Source organism: Rhizobium sp. G21, assembly GCF_014158035.1.
Taxonomy (GTDB): Bacteria; Pseudomonadota; Alphaproteobacteria; order Rhizobiales; family Rhizobiaceae; genus Rhizobium_E.
Map to the genome: position 1 here is coordinate 1,724,097 of NZ_JACFXW010000001.1, position 16,953 is coordinate 1,741,049.

A 16,953-nucleotide genomic window follows, 5' to 3' on the forward strand; every position below is an offset into this window, starting at 1 on the left:
CGAACACAAAGCGCGTCGACGCATGTGACATATGCAGGAAATGCAGCCGTTCGGGCTGCGGTTCCACGAGGGGTTTACCGGACTTGCTAGGTTCCCAGCGCCTGGACCGCGCCGCCGATCGCCAGCACCCGCTCGTCCTGGAAACGATGACCGACAATCTGGAGGCCGACCGGCAGGCCATCGGGCGTGAAGCCCGCGGGGACCGACAGAGCCGGGCTCTGCGGCAAGAGATTGAAGGGGCACGTCATATCGAGGCCGGTAAAACGGTGGTGTTCGTCGTCGCCGACAAAGTCGTCGTCGATACGCTCAACGCTCGGCGCGGGAATGGCGCAGGTCGGACAGAGCAAGGCTTCGCGCCCTGTCAATATCGTCGCGAGTCCCCGCCACATCTCTGTGCGCAGAAGTTCTATGCGCTTGATGTCGACGGCGCCGAGCCTCAGGCCGCACTCGATCAGCTTGACGATTTCCGGATCCATCCGATCGCGCCAGGCTTCCAGCCGTTCGCCGAAATAGGCGGCCATGAACACGCACCAGAGATCGTACCAGCGATCATTGACGGCGCGGGTCCAGCCGAGATCCACTTCTTCGATCATTGCGCCGGCGCGGCGCATGCGCTCCACCGTCTCGGCGATCGCCTGGCGGACGCCGGCGTCGATCCGGTAATAGCCTAGGTCGTAAGAAAGCGCGAAGCGCCGACCGCGCAGGTCGAGCGTCTGACATTGTGCGGCGTCGAAGCCGATGGGCGCCGAGGACATGTCCTCATCGCTCGGGCCGGACGCGGCGGCCATGAAAGCTACGGCGTCCTCTGTGCGACGGGCCAGCGGGCCGAAATGCGAGATATCGTCCAACTGGCTCGGCAGGATGGTCATGGGAATGCGCCCGAAACTGGGCTTCAGCCCGACCACGCCGCAGAAGGCGGCGGGGATGCGGACCGAGCCGCCCATGTCCGTGCCCTCGGCAAAGGGTACGACGCCCGTGGCCACCGCCACCGCCGAGCCGCCGGACGAGCCGCCCGATGTCCGCGAAAGATCCCAGGGATTGCGGGTGACGCCGAAGCGCGGGCTCACGGTGAAACTCGAAAAGGCGAATTCCGGCGTCGTGGTCTTGCCCATCAGAATCGCGCCGGCGGCTTCGAGGCGCCGCACCACCAAAGCGCTTTCATCGGGTGTCCAGTCGCCCGAAGACCAGGAGCCGAGCGTGGTTATATCGCCCTTGGTCGGCGTGAGATCCTTGGCGGCGAAGGGCACGCCGATCAGCGCGCCCATGACGTCGCCGCGCGCGACCGCGGCATCCGCGACCACAGCCGCCGCCATGGCCTGGTCTTCGCGGATTAAAGCGAAGCAGTTGGCAGCTTTTTGAGCGATGCGCGCCCGGCGCAGGCTCTCGACCATGATGTCGACGGCCTTGAAGCGGCCGGAGCGCACGCCCTCGGCGATCTCCAGAGCCGGCAGGTCCAGCGCATGGCGATCGAAGCTGATTTCCATTGCCTTTTTCATGAGCGTTTCAAAGCATCGTGAACGCGATAGCGCGTTCTGAGGTCGGGGGAGAAGCGGATGGATCAATCCGCGACGATGAATGAGGCGAAGCTCGCCGCCTTCGCTGCGACTTTCGCCGAGGCGGTGACCGCGATCGGCGAAACTTCGTTTCCAGAACGTCTGGCGAAGGCTTTGCAGGCGCTTTCGCCTTTCGGAATGATGAACGGCTTCTATTACACCACGGACGGCGGAGCCGGCGATCTCCACAATATGCATGATCGCGAGCGGCACGGCGTGATCGTCGATCACTACCTCGACGGCGCCTATGTGCTCGACCCCTTTACGACGCGGTCAGAAGCGATGGCGGCGAGCGGCTTCTGGCCATGCGCGCGCTCGCGCCGGACGATTTTTTCGACAGCGAATATTTCCGCCGCCATTACCGGACGACGGGCATCATCGACGAAGTGGGTTTCGTGCTCTATCTCGGTCCCAACTCGACCGGCGTGCTCTCGGCGTCGCGCATGGAGGGCGAATCGCTGTTCAACGCCGACGACATCCGGCTTCTCAGCCTGTTCGCGCCGCTGATCTGCGCGGTCGCGCGACGACACTGGCAAGGTTCGGGAGACCGTGCGGCGGCCGGCGCGGCGCGCATCGAACATCCGCTTCTGACCAAGCGGGAGACGGAGATCGTCACCCTGATCCTTAAAGGCCATTCCAACCTCTCGATTGCAGCCGTTCTCGATCTGTCGCCGAATACGGTCAAGGTGCACCGGCGGCAGATCTATGCGAAGCTCAAGATCTCCAGTCAGGCCGAGCTTTTCCATCTGTTTCTCGCCTGACGGGAGCCTTATCCCGGATTATTCGGCGAAATCCATCTCCGGCGGGGCGCGGCGCAGACCACCCGTCAGATAGACGAGATAGACGGCGCCGACGGCTAGCCATACGAGACCGAGGATCTTGGCGTTGCCGTCGAGATTGCCGAGCAGATAGAGATCGCACACGGCCGCGACGGCGGGAACAACCAAGCCGACGAGAACGCCCGAAGCGCGCACCTGCGCTTCGCCGCGCAGATAGAGGGCGATCACCGAGAGATTGACGGCGGTAAAGGCGAGGAAAGCGCCGAAATTGATGAAGGAGGTCGAGGTGGTGATGTCCATGAACAGCGCCAGCAGACCGACAACGCCGACCATGACCAGATTGATCACCGGGGTGCGCCAGCGCGGATGAAGCCGCGCGAAGATCGCTTTCGGCAGGACATCGTCGCGGCCCATGGCGAAGAGCAGCCGTCCGACGCTCGCCTGTGCGGCGAGACCCGAGGTGAACTGTGCGACGATGAGGGTGGCGAGGAAGATCGCCACGAAGGCGTCGCCGCCGATCTTGGCCGCGATTTCGGTGGCGGCGGAATCGACCGACTGGAACACTGCGCCGGGATGGGCGAGCTGCGTGACATAGGAGGAGAGCACGAAGATCGCGCCGCCCGCAACGGCCGTGATCAGAATGGCTTTCGGCATGGTGCGCGAGGGATCGCGCGTCTCCTCGGTCAGCGTCGAGACCGCGTCGAAACCCAGGAAGGAATAGGCCGCGATCGCCGCGCCGGCGATGGAGGCCGAGAAAGGCACGTCGGCCTTGAAGAAGGGTTCGACGGAGAGAAGACCGCCGGGGCCTTGCGCCGCGATGACATAGCGCGCCGCCAGCGCCACGAAGGCGACGAGCACGAGAAGCTGAACGGCCATCAGGATGAGATTGACGCGGCTCGCGAAGACGACGCCGACGACATTCACCAAAGTGGTCAGGAGAATGAAGGCGAGGATCCAGACGAAGGCCGGGACATCGGGAAAGGCGGAGGTGAGATAGGCGCCGCCGATCAGCCAGATGACCATGGGCAGGAAGAAATAGTCAAGCAGGACAGCCCAGCCGACCAGAAAGCCGACATGGCCGTTCAGCGAGCGGCGCGCATAAGTATAGGCGGAGCCCGCCACAGGATAGACGCGCGCCATGACGCCGTAGCTGATGGCGGTCAGCAGGATGGCGCCGGCGGCGATCAGATAGGCCATCGGCGTGGTGCCGCCGCTGGTGGTTGCGAGCGCGCCGAACGTGCCGAACACGATCATCGGCGTCATGTAAGCAAGGCCGAACAGAACGACCGACCAGAGGCCGAGCGCGCGTTCGAGTTTGATAGGCTGGTTCATCTTCGCCTCCGGAGTTTTTCTTGGCGCCGTCAGACGCTTTCCTTTGAGAGGCCTCGCCACTTTTTAGGCGAGGCAGGCGACGATGATGTCGAATATGCGGCGACGGCGACATAACACCAAGGGGTTATGTCGCCGTCTGAAAATGCCGACACGAGACACGATCTGTCTTCGCTGCACGCGCCAGAAAAGGAGCGCCCGCGATCAGACCTTGCTCGCGGCGATCACGCCCTGCGCCAGCAACTGGTCGATGCGCGTCTCGTCATAACCGGCTTCCTTGAGGATCTCGCGGCTGTGCTCGCCGGCGAGCGGCGCGCCGCGTTCGACGGTGGACGGCGTCTTGGAGAAACGGATCGGAAAGCCCGGCGTCTTCACGCGTCCCTCGGTCGGATGGTCATATTCGACGAAGGAGCCGTTATGCTTGATCTGCGGGTCGTCGACGAGATCGCCGTAACCATAGACGGGACCGCACCAGATGTCGGCGGCGCGCAACAGTTCCAGCCATTCCGCCGATGACTTCGTCTTCAGCTTCTCGCGCGTCTTGGCGAAGATTTCATCGCGGCGGCTCCAGGTGTCGACCTCGTCGTTCATGGTCAGGAAGCTGTCTTCGCCGATCACCTCGCCCAAGGTTTTGAGCTTGGGGAAAGCGACGATGATGAAGCCGTCGGACGTCGCGAAAGCGCCGTAGGGCGCGCGAATATAGACATGCGCATGCGGCTCGGCGGAGCGTTTCTGCTCCTTCTTGCCGACCGTGAAGACGGAAAGCTCCTGCATCTGGATGGTGGTGATGGCGTCGAGCATGTTGACCTGCACCAACTGCCCCTCGCCGGTGCGCTCACGATGCAGCAATGCCGCGAGCACGCCCTCGAAGGCTGTATAGGCGGTGATCGCGTCGACCAGATATTGGCCGGCGGCCGTGGGCGGCTCGCCTTCGCGGCCCGCCGATAGCATGGCGCCGGACATGCCCTGCAGCACGAGATCCTGGCCCGGACGATCGACATATGGCCCGGTCTCGCCGTAGCCCGACATCGATACATAGATAATCGACGGATTGATCGCAGACAAGCTTTCGTAATCGACGCCGAGACGCTTCGCGACCCCGGGCCTATAGTTCTGCAGGAAGACGTCGCAATCGCGCACGAGGTCCATCAGGACAGCCTTGCCTTCGGGCGCTTTCAGGTCCACCGCAAGCGACCGCTTGTTGCGATTGAGCGACAGGAACGACACGTTGACCCGGTTGCCGCCCGCCCCACCCGCCGAGACATGCCGCTGCCATTCGCCCGTTACGGGTTCGACCTTGACGACGTCGGCGCCGAGATCGCCCAGGCGCTGCGCCGCGAACGGCCCCGCCATGGCGATCGAGCAATCGAGAACGCGATAACCGCTGAGTACGCCCACATCTTCCTCCTACAGGTGCATTTGTGCTTGGCCTTACCCTACCCGCATTCCCGATCAGGTCAAGAGTGAGCGCTAACATTTTGGATCGGATTTTTCTTTCGTGTTCGGCATCAGGCGCTCTGCCGGATGACGAGTTCGTAGCCGACATCGATACGCTTTTCGGCGGCGAGCTGTCCGCTCATCGCGGAAAGCAACATTTCGCCGGCTCTGCGGCCGATCTCGCCGGCAGGGATGCGGATGGTGGTCAGGGCCGGATTGAGGTGACGCGCCAATTCGAAATCGCCGAAGCCCGTAATCGCCAGCCTTTCGGGAACGGCGATCCCCTTCCGCTGGCTGACCAGCAACGCGCCGGAAGCGAGAATATCGCTGGAAAAGACCAGGGCGTCGGCGTCGGGAATTTCCTTGAGCGCCCGTTCGAGCAGACGCGCGCCGGCATACATATCCGCGCCGCGGTCATGCTCTACGACCAACATCGGCTGTGGGTGCGCCGAGAGCGCCTGCATCGCTTCTACGAAGCCGGCGCGCCGTTCTTCGGCGCGCGTATCTCCGCGGGTCATGACGCCGCAGAACACTATCCGCCGCCGTCCCCGACGCGTCAGATGCTCGACGAGCAACCGCATCGGCTCTCGGTTCGAAAATCCGACGACGCCATCCAGTGGATCTTGGATGAGATCCCATCCCTCGACCACGGGAATAGCCGCCCGTTTCAACAAAGCGGTGGTTTGACGACTGTGGCGCGCGCCGACGATGAAGATGCCATCGGGCCGCCGGCCGAGAAGCCCGCGAATGACTTTCTCTTCCATGTCCAGATCGTAATTGGTGGCGCCGAGAAAAATCTGGTAACCGCCGGCGTCGAGAACCTCGGAAAATCCCTGGATCGTGTCGGCGAATACCGAGGCGGCGATGGTGGGAATGATGGCGGCCACCGTATGGCTGCGCTGAGAGGCGAGATGACTGGCGGTGAGATTGTGCACGTAATGGGTGCCGGCGATGGCCGCCCGGATCGCCTCGGCCGTCTTTTCGGTCACCGTGTCGGGAGCGCGCAGAAACCGCGACACGGTCTGCATCGACACGTTGGCGGCGCGGGCGACATCGGCCATGGTCGCGCCCTCGCTCTTGCGGCGCGGCCGGCGTTGCGGCGTCTCCTTCTCCATTCCGTTCTCCCGCCTCGTCCTGTTTCCCAAACCAATCCGAGCCATGCAGCATTGATACGCCAATGCTCACCTCACGCGCGTCCGCCAAGATTTCATAGAAGATGTGAACGGATTGTTTAGGCCGCACAGCGATGATCCATGTTTCAGAGCGCGGAATGGACTCGATGCCAAGCAGAACAATACAAACCAGCGAGTTGACGGCGTGAAACCACTGCCTGCGCCACGCACATTGCCCGATTGGATCGTGACAGAGATACTCTCTGCGCTCGACTTGTTGCCGGCGCCTGCGGTTTTGGTCGACGAGCGGTTGCGAATATCCGGCGCCAATGAAGCGGCGCGTCTGCTTCTGCCGTCGATATCAGCATCGTCTTCACTTCTGGACCAGGCGGCCGTCGAAGACGGTGACAAGCTGCGCAACCTGGTCATCCTGTGCCTCGATAGTCCCCGCAGCGCCGCGGGCCTCGATCTAAAACTCGGATCGGCGGCCGCGGAGCGCAAGTGGCGCAATCTTCAGGCCAAACCAGTCCCCGGATTTCAAGGTTTTTTTGTCGTCACCATCCTCGATATCCACGCCGCAAAGACGACGCAGATCGAAACGCGCCACTGGGAAGAACGCTGGAACGCGGCTCTGGTCGGCTCCGATCTCGGCGTCTGGGATCACGATATTAGGCGCGGCATCTATTTCTATTCCGGCAAATGGAAAGAAATTCGCGGGCTACAACGCGATAGCGACGTCGAAGCGGACTACGAAACCTGGATAGGCGCCGTCCATCCAGACGACCGCGACCGTGTCCGCAGCTATATCGAAAAACAGGCGGCGGGCGATCTGTCGGTCACGTCTTGCGAATATCGGGAGCGGCGCGCCGACGGCGAATATGTGTGGATCGAATGCCGTGGCGCCTGCTTCGAGACTTTCTCCGACGGGACCGCCGCCCGCATCATCGGCACCGACCTCGACATAACCGCGCGAAAGGAAGCCGAGGGACAGATCGAGAGGCTGAAACAGCGTTTCGAACTGGCGTTGGAGGCCACGCGAATCGGGGTCTTCGAAGCCGACATCGCCGACCAGACCGTGCAATTCGACGACACGCTTCTTGAGATTTTGGGCTTCCTCCCGGCTCGAACATCATGGGAGGAGACGACTGGCTGCACATCATCCATCCCGACGATCATGTCGCAGCGACGCGGCGCATCGACGATGGAACGGCATCCGGAACCGACTTCTCGAATGAATTCCGGATCATTCGCCCCAGCGACGGAGCCCTGCGGCATATTCGAGCGCGGGCGGCTCGCTTCGTGGACGGCAATGGCCGGCAGAAGATCATCGGCGCCAATTGGGATGTGACCGACGACATTTCGGTTCGCGACGAGCTGGAGCGCGCCAAGGTTCTCGCGGAGACCCGCAACACCGAGCTCGAAACCATTCGCACCCGCCTGGAATTCAATGCGCTTCACGACGATCTGACAGGGCTTCCGAACCGGCGCTACCTCGACGAGACGCTGGCGCGTCGCTCGGGAACCGCAGGCCTGGCCATCCTTCATATCGATCTCGACCGTTTCAAGCAGATCAACGACACGCTCGGGCATCGCGCCGGCGACTTCATGCTGGGCCATACCAGCGCCGTTCTCAGATCCACGGCCGGGCCGGCCGATTTCGTCGCCCGGATCGGCGGCGACGAATTCGTCATCGTCTCCCCGTTCGAAGGCAATCTCTGCCGGCTGCAGGCCATGGCGACGCGGATCATCGACCAGTTGCGCGCGCCGGTTCATGTGGACAAGACGCCCTGCCGCGTCGGGGCCAGCGTCGGGATCGCCTTCGACGCGCGGTCGGATTGCGACGCGACGCAATTGCTGCAGAACGCCGACATGGCGCTCTATCGCGCCAAAAGCAACGGCAAGAACCGCTACGAATTCTTCACCATCGAACTGCAGGACCAGATCGTGGTCAAGAAGCGGGTGTCGGACGAGATCCTCGCTTCGCTGGAACGTGGTGAGTTCATCCCCTACTTCCAGCCGCAATTCGATGCGCAGAGCCTCGATCTCGCCGGTCTCGAAACGCTGGCGCGCTGGGCCCATCCGCTCGAGGGCATCTTGCCGCCGGCAGCCTTCCTGGCCATTGCCGAGGAGCTCGACGTTGTTTCGGCGATCGATGCGATGGTGATGGAAAAAGCGCTCGACCACATGAAGGCGCTCGGCGCATCGGCGCCGAAGATCTCTTTCAACATCTCCGTCCGGCGGCTGAGCGATCCCGAACTGATGACCAAGCTGGACAGGTTGCCGATACCGCCGGAGAAAATCTCGTTCGAATTGCTGGAAACGATCTTCCTCGACGAAAGCGAAGGCGATCTCGCCGCCAATATCGAGGCGCTGCGCAGTCGCGGCTTCGGCCTTGAAATCGACGACTTCGGCTCCGGCCACGCCTCGGTCATCGGTCTTCTCAAGGTCAAGCCGCATACTCTGAAGGTCGACCGCGCCTTGATCAAGCCGATCGTCGAAAACCGGGAACAACGCCAACTGGTGGAGGCGATCATCGGCATCGGCCATTCGCTGGGCATGAAGGTGACGGCGGAAGGGGTGGAAACGTCCGCTCATATCGATCTGCTGCGCGATATGAATTGCGACCTGCTCCAGGGCTTCGCCCTCGCCAAGCCGATGAGTTATACGGACCTGCGCGGCTTCATCGCGCGGGAAGACTGGCGGCGCTGAGCGCCGCCAGCAAGACAATCATCAATCGCCGTAGCCGATGATCGATTTGATTTCAAGGAAATCGTGAATGCCGAAATCGGCATATTCGCGACCATTGCCCGATTGCTTGTAGCCGCCGAAGGACGAGAAGACGTCCCAATCCGGATAATTGAGGTAGACCGAACCCGCGCGCATTTCGGCGGCGACGGCGCGGGCATGGGTGATGTCGCCGGACTGGACATAGGCCGCGAGGCCATAGACCGTGTCATTGGCGATATCGATGGCTTCGGCTTCGTCCTTGTAGGGCAGGATCGACAGCACCGGCCCGAAGATTTCCTCGCGCGCGATGGTCATGTCGCGGGTGACGCCGCCGAAGATGGTCGGACGGATGTAGTAGCCGCGGTTGAGATGTTCGGGACGACCGGTTCCGCCTGTGACCAGCGTCGCGCCTTCGTCGATGCCCGCCTGGATGAGGCGCTGGATCTTGTCATACTGCAGTTGGCTGACCACGGGGCCGAGATCGGTGTCGGCGGCCTTGGGATCGCCGGTCTTGAAAGCTTCGGCGGCGAGCTTGGCGAAACCAAGCGCTTCATCATGGCGATCGGCTGGCACGAGCATGCGGGTCGGCGCATCGCAGGACTGGCCGGTGTTGCCGAAGCAGCCTTGGACGCCCTTGGTGACGGCCTCTTCGAGATCGGCGTCGGGCAGGATGATGTTGGCGGATTTGCCGCCGAGTTCCTGGGCGACGCGCTTGACCGTGTCGGCCGCGGTCTTCGCGACGATGATGCCGGCGCGGGTCGAGCCGGTGAAGGAGACCATGTCGACATCGGGGTGGCCGGCCATGACCTGGCCGACATTCGGACCATCGCCATTGACGAGGTTGAACACGCCCTTGGGCACGCCGGCCGCATGCATGACTTCGGCGAAGACGATTCCGCTGATCGGGGCGATTTCAGACGGCTTGAGCACGACGGTGCAGCCGGCGGCGATGGCGGGGGCGACCTTGCAGACGATCTGGTTCAGCGGCCAGTTCCACGGCGTGATCAGCGCGCAGACGCCGATCGGCTCCTTCACGACCGTGGTCGTGCCGCGCTTTTCGCTGAAGGAGTAGTCCTCTAGCGCCTTGATGGTGGCTTCCATATGCGCGCGGCCGGCCCAGGCCTGGGCGTCGAGCGCGAAGGACATCGGCGCGCCCATTTCATCCGACACGGCCTTGCCGATGTCTTCGAAGCGCTCATTGTAGACTTCGAGGATCTTCTTCAGAAGCGCCACACGATCAGCGTGGCTTGTCTTGGAAAAGGTCTTGAAGGCGGCCTTTGCGGCAGCGACGGCTTTGTCGACATCGGCCTTCGAGCCGACGGAAATCTTGGTGTAGGCCTCTTCCGTGGCGGGATTGATCACATCCAGCGTGGCGGGGACGACAGGGGCAACCCATTCGCCGTTGATGTAGAAGAGTTCGTGATTGCTCATGATTGATTTCCTCTTGCTTCAGCTTTCAACCCGCCATCAGCGGGCAGGCCGCCCCGGGACGCAGCGACAGAGCCACGGTCGCGCCCGGTTCGACGATGTTTTGTTCCCCTTGCCGCGGCACATCCACGGACAGCGTCTTGCCCCGGCTCGTTTCGACGCGCAGTCGAAGCGACTTGCCGTGGAACACGACGCTGACCGCCGTTCCTAGCAAATCTCCGGCGCCCGCGTCACGCGAAACGAACAGGTCCTCAGGCCTGACGCCGATTGTGACGTCGTCTCCAGGCCGGGGCGCCGGCGCCCCATCGGAGGGTATGGTCAAGGACCAGCCGTCGACATCGATGCGGATGTCGGAATCCGCGACGCCGACCACACGGGCCGGCAGAAGGTTCATGGTGCCGATGAAGCCGGCGACGAAGCGGGTGGCGGGCCGGTCATAAAGTTCGGCCGGGGAGGCCGCCTGTTCGATGCGGCCCTTGTTCATCACCACGATGCGATCGGAGATCGACAGCGCCTCGGTCTGGTCATGGGTGACCATCACGAAAGTCGCGCCGATCTCGTGCTGCAGCCGCTTCAGCTCCACCTGCATCTGCTCGCGCAGATGCGCATCCAGCGCCGACAGCGGCTCGTCGAGCAAGAGAAGTTTGGGCTCGCAGACGATGGCGCGGGCGAGCGCGACGCGCTGGCGCTGGCCGCCGGAGAGCGCGCCAACCCGGGCTTCGGCTTTGTCCGGTAGGCCGACCATCTCCAGCGCCGCCTGAACCTTTTTGCGGCGTTCGGCGGACGGGATCTTTCGCAGCGACAGACCGAAGGCGATATTCTCCGTCACATCCATATGCGGAAACAAAGCGTAGTCCTGAAAAACGGTGTTCACCGGACGGTCATAGGGCCGGAGCGGCGTGATATCGCGCCCTTCCAGCCGGACCGAGCCTGACGTCGGGCTTTCAAAGCCGGCGATCACACGCAACGTGGTCGTCTTGCCGCAGCCGGACGGCCCGAGCAGGCTCAGAAATTCGCCGGGCGCGATGTCGAGATCGATATTGTCGAGGCCGACCAAGCCGCCGGGAAACACTTTTCGAATCTTGGAGAGCGACAGCAGAGGATCAGCCATTGTCGGCCTCCGGCGGCTTGTTGGTGTTGACCCAGAGGATCTCGGCGCTGACAGCGCCATGATTGGTGAAGGCGTGCATCAATGTGCTCTTGAAGGCGAAGCTGTCGCCCTGCTTCAATTGATAGGTTCCGCCGTCGATCTCCAGTTCCACATCGCCCGTCAGCACATAACCGAATTCATGACCGCTATGGGCATAGGCCTCGGCGGTGCCGCCGCCCGGCTCCACCGTCACCAGCATGCCGGTCAGTTGCGATCCCGGCGGCGACAGCAGCCATTTGGCGATGCCTTCCGAATGGACCGGCAACGGCCGGCGCGACTGGGATCGGACGCAATAGAGATCGTTGGCATTGTCGGTCCCCTCGCCGATCAGCGCGCCCGGCTCCACCGACAACGCCGCCGCCAAAGGCCAGATGACCTTGACGCGCAGGGAGCTCAGACCGCGCTCGATCTGGCTGAGCGCGCCGATCGAAATGCCGGTGCGGGCGGCGAGTTCCGTCAGGGACATGTTGCGCTCGAGCCTAAGCGCGCGCACACGCCTGCCGACGATGACATCGGCTTCCGCCGCATCGCGCATCTGTCTTGCCGTCATCTCTTCCAAGGGCAGGTCCTTTCTGTATGGGCGCCGCCGCCCTGGAGGACGGCGGCGACGCGCTGGGCTCAGCCGCCCGCCTTGACCTTCTCGAACATCTTGGCGAGGTCGTCGTTCTGCTTCATCGGCCCGGTGAACACCGTGGTCTTTAGCATGTCGTCCGGATTGGACGGCAGTTCAAGCGTCTTGAGCGTCTCGGCCGGAACCGCGGCGAAAGCGGTCTCGGTGGAGGCGCCATAGCCGTAATCCTCGATCAACTTCTTGCCGGATTCGGCTTCGAGGCGGCTGTTGATGAAATCATAGGCCAGATCGACATTTTTGGCGTCCTTCAGCAGCACATAGCCGCAGGTCCAGGTCAGCATGCCCTCTTTCGGCTTCATGAACTCCACCGGCACGCCCTGTTTCTTGAGCGCCACGGCGGAGGCGTTCCAGGTCATGGCGGCGACCAGTTCGCCGCTCGCCAGCGACTGCTCCACCGAGGTCATGTCGGTGGTGTAGGTGGAGATCAGCGGCCGCTGCTCGCGTAGTTTCTCGGCGACCTTGTCGAGGTCGGCCGCGCTCATGTCGAAGGGGTTGACGCCGGCGAGAATGGCGGCGACCAGCGGCGTGTCATGCACGGCGTCGATCGTGGCCATGCGGCCGGCATATTGCTTATCCCAAAGGAGCGACCAGCTCTTCTTGGGATTTTCGACCAGATCGGTACGGTAGAGAATGGAGGTGTTGCCCCAATCCCAGGGCACCATCCACACCTTGCCGTCTCCCGCCTGAAGATCCGGAAGATTGCGGAAGGTCGGGAAGATCTTGTCCCAATTCTTGATGCGCTTGGTGTCGATCGGCTGCAGCAGGCCTTCCTTGTTCCAACGGGCGATCTTGTCATAGCAGGGATGGGCGACATCGGGGCGGAAGCCGGCCTTGACCTTGGTGAAGGCGTCGTCGTCATCGCCGAACATCGAATATTCGATCGCATCGGGATGGGCGGCGAGATAGGACTTGCTGAATTCCGGCAATTCATAGCCGGACCAGGTGAAATAGGACAGCTTGTCGGCCGCCTGCGCCAACCCGCTCGTGGAAATCAGAGCCGCCGCGAGCGCGCCGCTCAGGATCCTGGTCAGTCTTGCAGTTTTCATGCGCGTTCTCCTCTTCGTTATTATGATTGGATCATTCACGTCTGGCCGCGCCGGCGGAGCAGTTCCGCAGCGGCGGCAATAGCGATGCTGACCGCCAGGATGACGCTGCCCAGCGCCATCACCATCGGCAGCGATTTCGGAAAACGCAGCTGGCTCCAGATGAACAGCGGCAGCGTCTGATCGGAGCCGGCCAGGAAAAAGGCGATGATGAATTCGTCGAAACTGGTCAGGAAGGCCAGCATGAAGGCCGAGCCGATGGCCGAGGCCGAGAGCGGCAGCATGACTTTCCAGAGCACCAGGAATTCCCGCGCGCCGAGATCTTCGGCGGCCTCGGGAATGCTGCGGGGAATATTCTGGAAGCGCGACCGCATCACCATGACGGTCGTGGGCAGGCCGGCCAGCACATGCCCCGCCACCATAGCCGTCAGCGACGGGCCGAGACCGGCGAGATTGACGAGGATCAGCAGCGAAATGCCGAGAATGACGCCGGGAATAAGAATGGGCAGGCGGGCGATGGCCGAGACGAGATTGGCGAAGACCGATTGCCCGAAGACATCCATATAGGCGATCGCGCCGCCGCAGAGCGTCGCGAGAAAAGCCGAGGTCAGGCCGACGATCAGGCTATTGGCGACAGCGGCAGCCAACGCTTCGTTGCCGATGAGCGCCTTGTACCAACCGAGCGTGAAGCCCTTGAGCGGGAAAGACGCCTGCACCGCGTCGTTGAACGAGAAGAGCGGGATCAGGCAGACCGGCAGATAGAGAAAGACAAGATAGGCCGTGACATAGATCCAGAGCAGGCCGCCGGCATCGAGACGAGGAGCGCGCGCGGTCATTGACGGCTCCCATAGCGGCGGTCGACCATGCGAGCCACGAGGATCAGCGTCAGGATCAGCCCCATCACGGAAACAGCAAGCGCCGCGCCGAACGGCCAGTCATTGGCCTTGCCGAACTGCGCCTGGATCAGCGAGCCAATCATCACGCTTTGCGGACCGCCCACCAGCGCCGGCGTCACATAGTCGCCCACGGTGGGCACAAAGACGACGAGCGCGCCGGAGAGCACGCCCGGCATGGAGTAAGGAAGCACGATGCGGCGAAAGGCGGTCATGGGCTTGGCGCCGAGATCGGCGGCGGCCTCCAGCAGCGATCGCGGCATCGTGTCAAGCGCGACGAAGATCGGCAGGATCGCGAAAGGCGCATAGGCATGGGCGAGCGTCAGCACCACGGCGGCCGGCGTATTCAAAAACGCCAGAGACGGTTCGCTGAGGAGGCCGCTGCCGACCAGCGCCGAATTCAACACGCCGTTATAGGCGAGCACGACCTTCCAGGCGAAGACCCTGAGCAGATAGCTGGTCCAGAACGGCAGCGTGACCAGAAACAGGATGAGGCCGCGGTGACGACCCGCATGGAAGGCGAGGAAATAGGCGACCGGATAGGCCGTCGCCACGGTCGCCGCCGTCACCAGTCCGGCAACGACCAGGGAGCGCAGCGCGACCATGACATAGAGCGGATCGGTGGCGATGGTGACATAGTTGGCGAGCGTCACGCCGGCGCCGGTCAGCGAACCGTCATTGACGCGAAGCGAGAGAAACAGCACCAGCGCTAGCGAAAAGAGGATGAGCACGAAGGCGACGAAGGAGCCGGGCGTCAGCAGCACGGCGCGAAACACCGCATGCGATGCGCCTCCCTGCCGCTCATTCCCCTCAATCACCATCATGGCGCCTATCCAAACATGAAATCTGCTTCATCATTTTCACTTTTCAGAAAGAGTCAAGCTCGCTTCACTGCTCGAGAGCATCCAGCATGCGGTACCAGGCGATCATCGCGCCGACGCCGATCTGACGAAAGCGGTGGAAGGGAATGGGCGCGATCGGGGTCAGCGGCAAAGGCAGCCGGTCAGGATCGCCGCTCAGGAGATAGTCGACAAGACGTGGTCCGGACGCGGTCATCAGGCCGACGCCGCGCCCCTGACAGCCGACAATTGTCACCAGCCCCGGCTCGGGTTCATTCACATGCGGCAGATGATCGAGTGTGACGGCGACGCGGCCGAACCAGCGCCGCTCGATCGCCACGCCGCGCAAGGACGGGAAGAGGCGAACCAGCGCGCGTTCGAGATGCGCCCAATCCTGCGGGCGGCGCGACAGGCGCATCGGCCCTCGACCACCGAGAATGAGGCGGTTGCCGGCGGCTCGGCGATAATAGACGAGGATGCGCCGGGAGTCCGACACCGCCTGCCCCGCCGGCAGGATCGGCCTGAGATCCTCGTCCGCGATCGGGGCAGTCGCGATCTGCAGGGAATGCAGCGGCACGAGCGTAGCGGCGAGGCCGGGGATCAAGCCATCGGAATAGGCGTTGGCGGCCAGCAGCACCTTGCCTGCCCGCACTTCCGACCCATCAGCGAGTCGTGCGATCCAGGCGCCATCGCGGCGCAAGAGGCTGACGCAACGGCTGTTTTCCTGGATATCCACGCCGTTTTCGCGAGCCAGTCGCGCCAGTTCCAGCGTGAGCGCCAGCGGATTGATAACGCCGGCGCGGCGATCATGAAAGCCGCCGAGATAATTGTCGGCGCCGATTGCGGACTGGATGCCCTTTGCATCCAGCATCTCGACCTGATCGCTGTAGCCGCGCCATTGTTTGTAGCGCGCAGTCGCGGCGGCCAGAGCTTTTTCCGTATGGCAGGCCTGAATCCAGCCCGAACGCGAGCGGGGCACATCGAGCTTTTCACGATCGATGAGATCGAAGACGGCGTCCGCCGTGCGCGAGACGAAATCGACGACCGCAGCGCCGCGATTTTCGTCGAAATGCCTGAGAAGCCAATCCGGATCATATTTCAGGCCGGGGATGACCTGGCCGCCATTCAACCCGCTCGCGCCGTCGCCGATCCGACCAGCGTCCACCAGGCGGACGCCGAGACCTTGGCGCGCGGCGTGGAGGGCGCCGGTCAGCCCGCAAAAGCCGCCGCCGATCACCAAGAGATCGACGACGCCTTGGCTGACTTTGGTGTGCGGCATGTCTTGCCGCCGCGCTTCATAGGACCAGACCGGATCGTTGGTCAGCATCATCCCGCCCCTGTTTTCAAGTCTTCATCAGCATATCGCTGAAAAATGAAATTGGAACAGGAATTTTCATTTATTTGAAGCGTGTCTTCAGCCGAGGCCAATTTCCGCCAGCGGGCGATAGCCCGCCTTGAGCGCAGCGAGAATGGGCGCCGGCGTCAGCGGCTGGACCTCGCTTTCGGGATTGCAGGCGCTCGCGGGACCGTAGCCGGCATGGCTCCAGGGATGAAGCCTGTTATTCCAGAGGAGATGCGGCGCCTGGCGATGGAGAACGAAAGCGCCGTCCGGCAGGGCTGCGATTTTTTCAACGGCCGCCGCTGCATCTCGCGGCAGACGCGCCTGATGCAGGATCTGATCCATCGCGGGCGCCGAAAGAGTACGCACACTGACATCAAGCCCCTCCGCCAATGCTGCACGGAACGCATTGTAGGCCGGGCGGCGGCAGAGCGCACAGGGACGATGACCCGCTGACAGCGCCACCGCTTCATCGAGAAAAAACAGCGGCGTGTAATGGCCCCGCTGGTCGAAAATCACCCGATAGCCCGGAGTCCATGGTTCGAGCGTGCAGCTGATCCAGGCTCTGCTCCGCCAGGCCCTCGCAATTCGACCTTCCCTGTCATGCAGATCGCCGCGATTGCCCATCAGAGACCCGCGCGCCGGCGACGCCTCGAAGGTTCCGAACGGCGTCACGCGGTTGGCGCGGGGCAT

14 protein-coding genes and 2 pseudogenes are annotated in these 16,953 nt (G+C 63.0%); 4 read left to right on the forward strand and 12 right to left on the reverse strand.

What is annotated here, in order from left to right:
* Window positions 1-86: 86 nt before the first annotated feature.
* Complete coding sequence (locus tag H2O14_RS08870) at window positions 87-1,496, reverse strand: amidase (protein ID WP_182827356.1); 1,410 nt, start codon at window positions 1,494-1,496, stop codon at window positions 87-89.
* A gap of 362 nt (window positions 1,497-1,858) precedes the next feature.
* Between H2O14_RS08870 and H2O14_RS27300 the strand changes: the two genes are divergently transcribed.
* Window positions 1,859-2,314: a helix-turn-helix transcriptional regulator gene (locus tag H2O14_RS27300; RefSeq protein ID WP_246697334.1), complete on the forward strand. Its 456-nt coding sequence runs from the start codon at window positions 1,859-1,861 to the stop codon at window positions 2,312-2,314.
* An 18-nt stretch (window positions 2,315-2,332) separates the two neighbouring features.
* Here the strand turns inward: H2O14_RS27300 and H2O14_RS08880 are convergent, their stop codons facing one another.
* The 3 genes from H2O14_RS08880 to H2O14_RS08890 form a co-directional block, all read right to left on the reverse strand.
* Window positions 2,333-3,664 (reverse strand): APC family permease, encoded by a 1,332-nt coding sequence (locus tag H2O14_RS08880; RefSeq protein WP_182827357.1) that lies wholly within the window; start codon window positions 3,662-3,664, stop codon window positions 2,333-2,335.
* 201 nt (window positions 3,665-3,865) lie between these two features.
* The gene (locus H2O14_RS08885; protein WP_182827358.1) at window positions 3,866-5,059 is read right to left on the reverse strand and encodes a CaiB/BaiF CoA transferase family protein; all 1,194 of its coding nucleotides are present in this window, start codon (window positions 5,057-5,059) and stop codon (window positions 3,866-3,868) included.
* A gap of 110 nt (window positions 5,060-5,169) precedes the next feature.
* The gene (locus tag H2O14_RS08890) at window positions 5,170-6,213 is read right to left on the reverse strand and encodes a LacI family DNA-binding transcriptional regulator (RefSeq protein WP_182827359.1); all 1,044 of its coding nucleotides are present in this window, start codon (window positions 6,211-6,213) and stop codon (window positions 5,170-5,172) included.
* A 244-nt stretch (window positions 6,214-6,457) separates the two neighbouring features.
* Between H2O14_RS08890 and H2O14_RS27305 the strand changes: the two are divergent.
* The 3 genes and pseudogenes from H2O14_RS27305 to H2O14_RS08895 all read left to right on the forward strand — a co-directional run.
* A pseudogene (locus tag H2O14_RS27305) lies at window positions 6,458-7,189 on the forward strand (PAS domain-containing protein); the annotation flags it as partial.
* 152 nt (window positions 7,190-7,341) lie between these two features.
* Window positions 7,342-7,482: pseudogene (locus tag H2O14_RS29370) on the forward strand (PAS domain-containing protein); the annotation flags it as partial.
* Between the two features lie 27 nt (window positions 7,483-7,509).
* On the forward strand, window positions 7,510-8,919 hold the full coding sequence (locus tag H2O14_RS08895; RefSeq protein ID WP_312858577.1) for a GGDEF and EAL domain-containing protein: 1,410 nt from the start codon (window positions 7,510-7,512) through the stop codon (window positions 8,917-8,919).
* A 21-nt stretch (window positions 8,920-8,940) separates the two neighbouring features.
* On the opposite strand, the gene H2O14_RS08900 is transcribed toward H2O14_RS08895, so the two are convergent.
* The 8 genes from H2O14_RS08900 to H2O14_RS08935 form a co-directional block, all read right to left on the reverse strand.
* On the reverse strand, window positions 8,941-10,368 hold the full coding sequence (locus tag H2O14_RS08900; protein WP_182827361.1) for an aldehyde dehydrogenase family protein: 1,428 nt from the start codon (window positions 10,366-10,368) through the stop codon (window positions 8,941-8,943).
* Window positions 10,369-10,393: 25 nt separating this feature from the next.
* Window positions 10,394-11,476 (reverse strand): ABC transporter ATP-binding protein, encoded by a 1,083-nt coding sequence (locus H2O14_RS08905; RefSeq protein WP_182827362.1) that lies wholly within the window; start codon window positions 11,474-11,476, stop codon window positions 10,394-10,396.
* Window positions 11,469-12,065, reverse strand: coding sequence for a cupin domain-containing protein (locus tag H2O14_RS08910; protein WP_409526946.1), 597 nt, complete (start codon window positions 12,063-12,065; stop codon window positions 11,469-11,471). Before H2O14_RS08910 ends, H2O14_RS08905 begins: the two co-directional genes overlap by 8 nt.
* A 68-nt stretch (window positions 12,066-12,133) precedes the next feature.
* Window positions 12,134-13,192: an ABC transporter substrate-binding protein gene (locus tag H2O14_RS08915; protein WP_182827363.1), complete on the reverse strand. Its 1,059-nt coding sequence runs from the start codon at window positions 13,190-13,192 to the stop codon at window positions 12,134-12,136.
* Between the two features lie 35 nt (window positions 13,193-13,227).
* Window positions 13,228-14,025 carry an ABC transporter permease gene (locus H2O14_RS08920; RefSeq protein ID WP_182827364.1) on the reverse strand — a complete coding sequence of 266 codons (798 nt, stop codon included), beginning with the start codon at window positions 14,023-14,025 and terminating at the stop codon, window positions 13,228-13,230.
* Window positions 14,022-14,903 (reverse strand): ABC transporter permease, encoded by an 882-nt coding sequence (locus tag H2O14_RS08925; RefSeq protein WP_246697565.1) that lies wholly within the window; start codon window positions 14,901-14,903, stop codon window positions 14,022-14,024. Before H2O14_RS08925 ends, H2O14_RS08920 begins: the two co-directional genes overlap by 4 nt.
* A 67-nt stretch (window positions 14,904-14,970) precedes the next feature.
* On the reverse strand, window positions 14,971-16,248 hold the full coding sequence (locus tag H2O14_RS08930) for an NAD(P)/FAD-dependent oxidoreductase (protein WP_182827366.1): 1,278 nt from the start codon (window positions 16,246-16,248) through the stop codon (window positions 14,971-14,973).
* Between the two features lie 87 nt (window positions 16,249-16,335).
* On the reverse strand, window positions 16,336-16,953 hold the full coding sequence (locus H2O14_RS08935) for a hypothetical protein (RefSeq protein WP_182827367.1): 618 nt from the start codon (window positions 16,951-16,953) through the stop codon (window positions 16,336-16,338).

Coding starts and splice junctions, on each gene's coding strand:
- H2O14_RS08935 (WP_182827367.1), bottom strand. CDS start 16,953: ATGCCCCGCGCCAACCGCGTGACGCCGTTCGGAACCTTCGAGGCGTCG.
- H2O14_RS08930 (WP_182827366.1), bottom strand. CDS start 16,248: ATGCTGACCAACGATCCGGTCTGGTCCTATGAAGCGCGGCGGCAAGAC.
- H2O14_RS08890 (WP_182827359.1), bottom strand. CDS start 6,213: ATGGAGAAGGAGACGCCGCAACGCCGGCCGCGCCGCAAGAGCGAGGGC.
- H2O14_RS08925 (WP_246697565.1), bottom strand. CDS start 14,903: ATGGTGATTGAGGGGAATGAGCGGCAGGGAGGCGCATCGCATGCGGTG.
- H2O14_RS08910 (WP_409526946.1), bottom strand. CDS start 12,065: ATGACGGCAAGACAGATGCGCGATGCGGCGGAAGCCGATGTCATCGTC.
- H2O14_RS08920 (WP_182827364.1), bottom strand. CDS start 14,025: ATGACCGCGCGCGCTCCTCGTCTCGATGCCGGCGGCCTGCTCTGGATC.
- H2O14_RS27300 (WP_246697334.1), top strand. CDS start 1,859: ATGCGCGCGCTCGCGCCGGACGATTTTTTCGACAGCGAATATTTCCGC.
- H2O14_RS08880 (WP_182827357.1), bottom strand. CDS start 3,664: ATGAACCAGCCTATCAAACTCGAACGCGCGCTCGGCCTCTGGTCGGTC.
- H2O14_RS08915 (WP_182827363.1), bottom strand. CDS start 13,192: ATGAAAACTGCAAGACTGACCAGGATCCTGAGCGGCGCGCTCGCGGCG.
- H2O14_RS08905 (WP_182827362.1), bottom strand. CDS start 11,476: ATGGCTGATCCTCTGCTGTCGCTCTCCAAGATTCGAAAAGTGTTTCCC.
- H2O14_RS08870 (WP_182827356.1), bottom strand. CDS start 1,496: ATGAAAAAGGCAATGGAAATCAGCTTCGATCGCCATGCGCTGGACCTG.
- H2O14_RS08900 (WP_182827361.1), bottom strand. CDS start 10,368: ATGAGCAATCACGAACTCTTCTACATCAACGGCGAATGGGTTGCCCCT.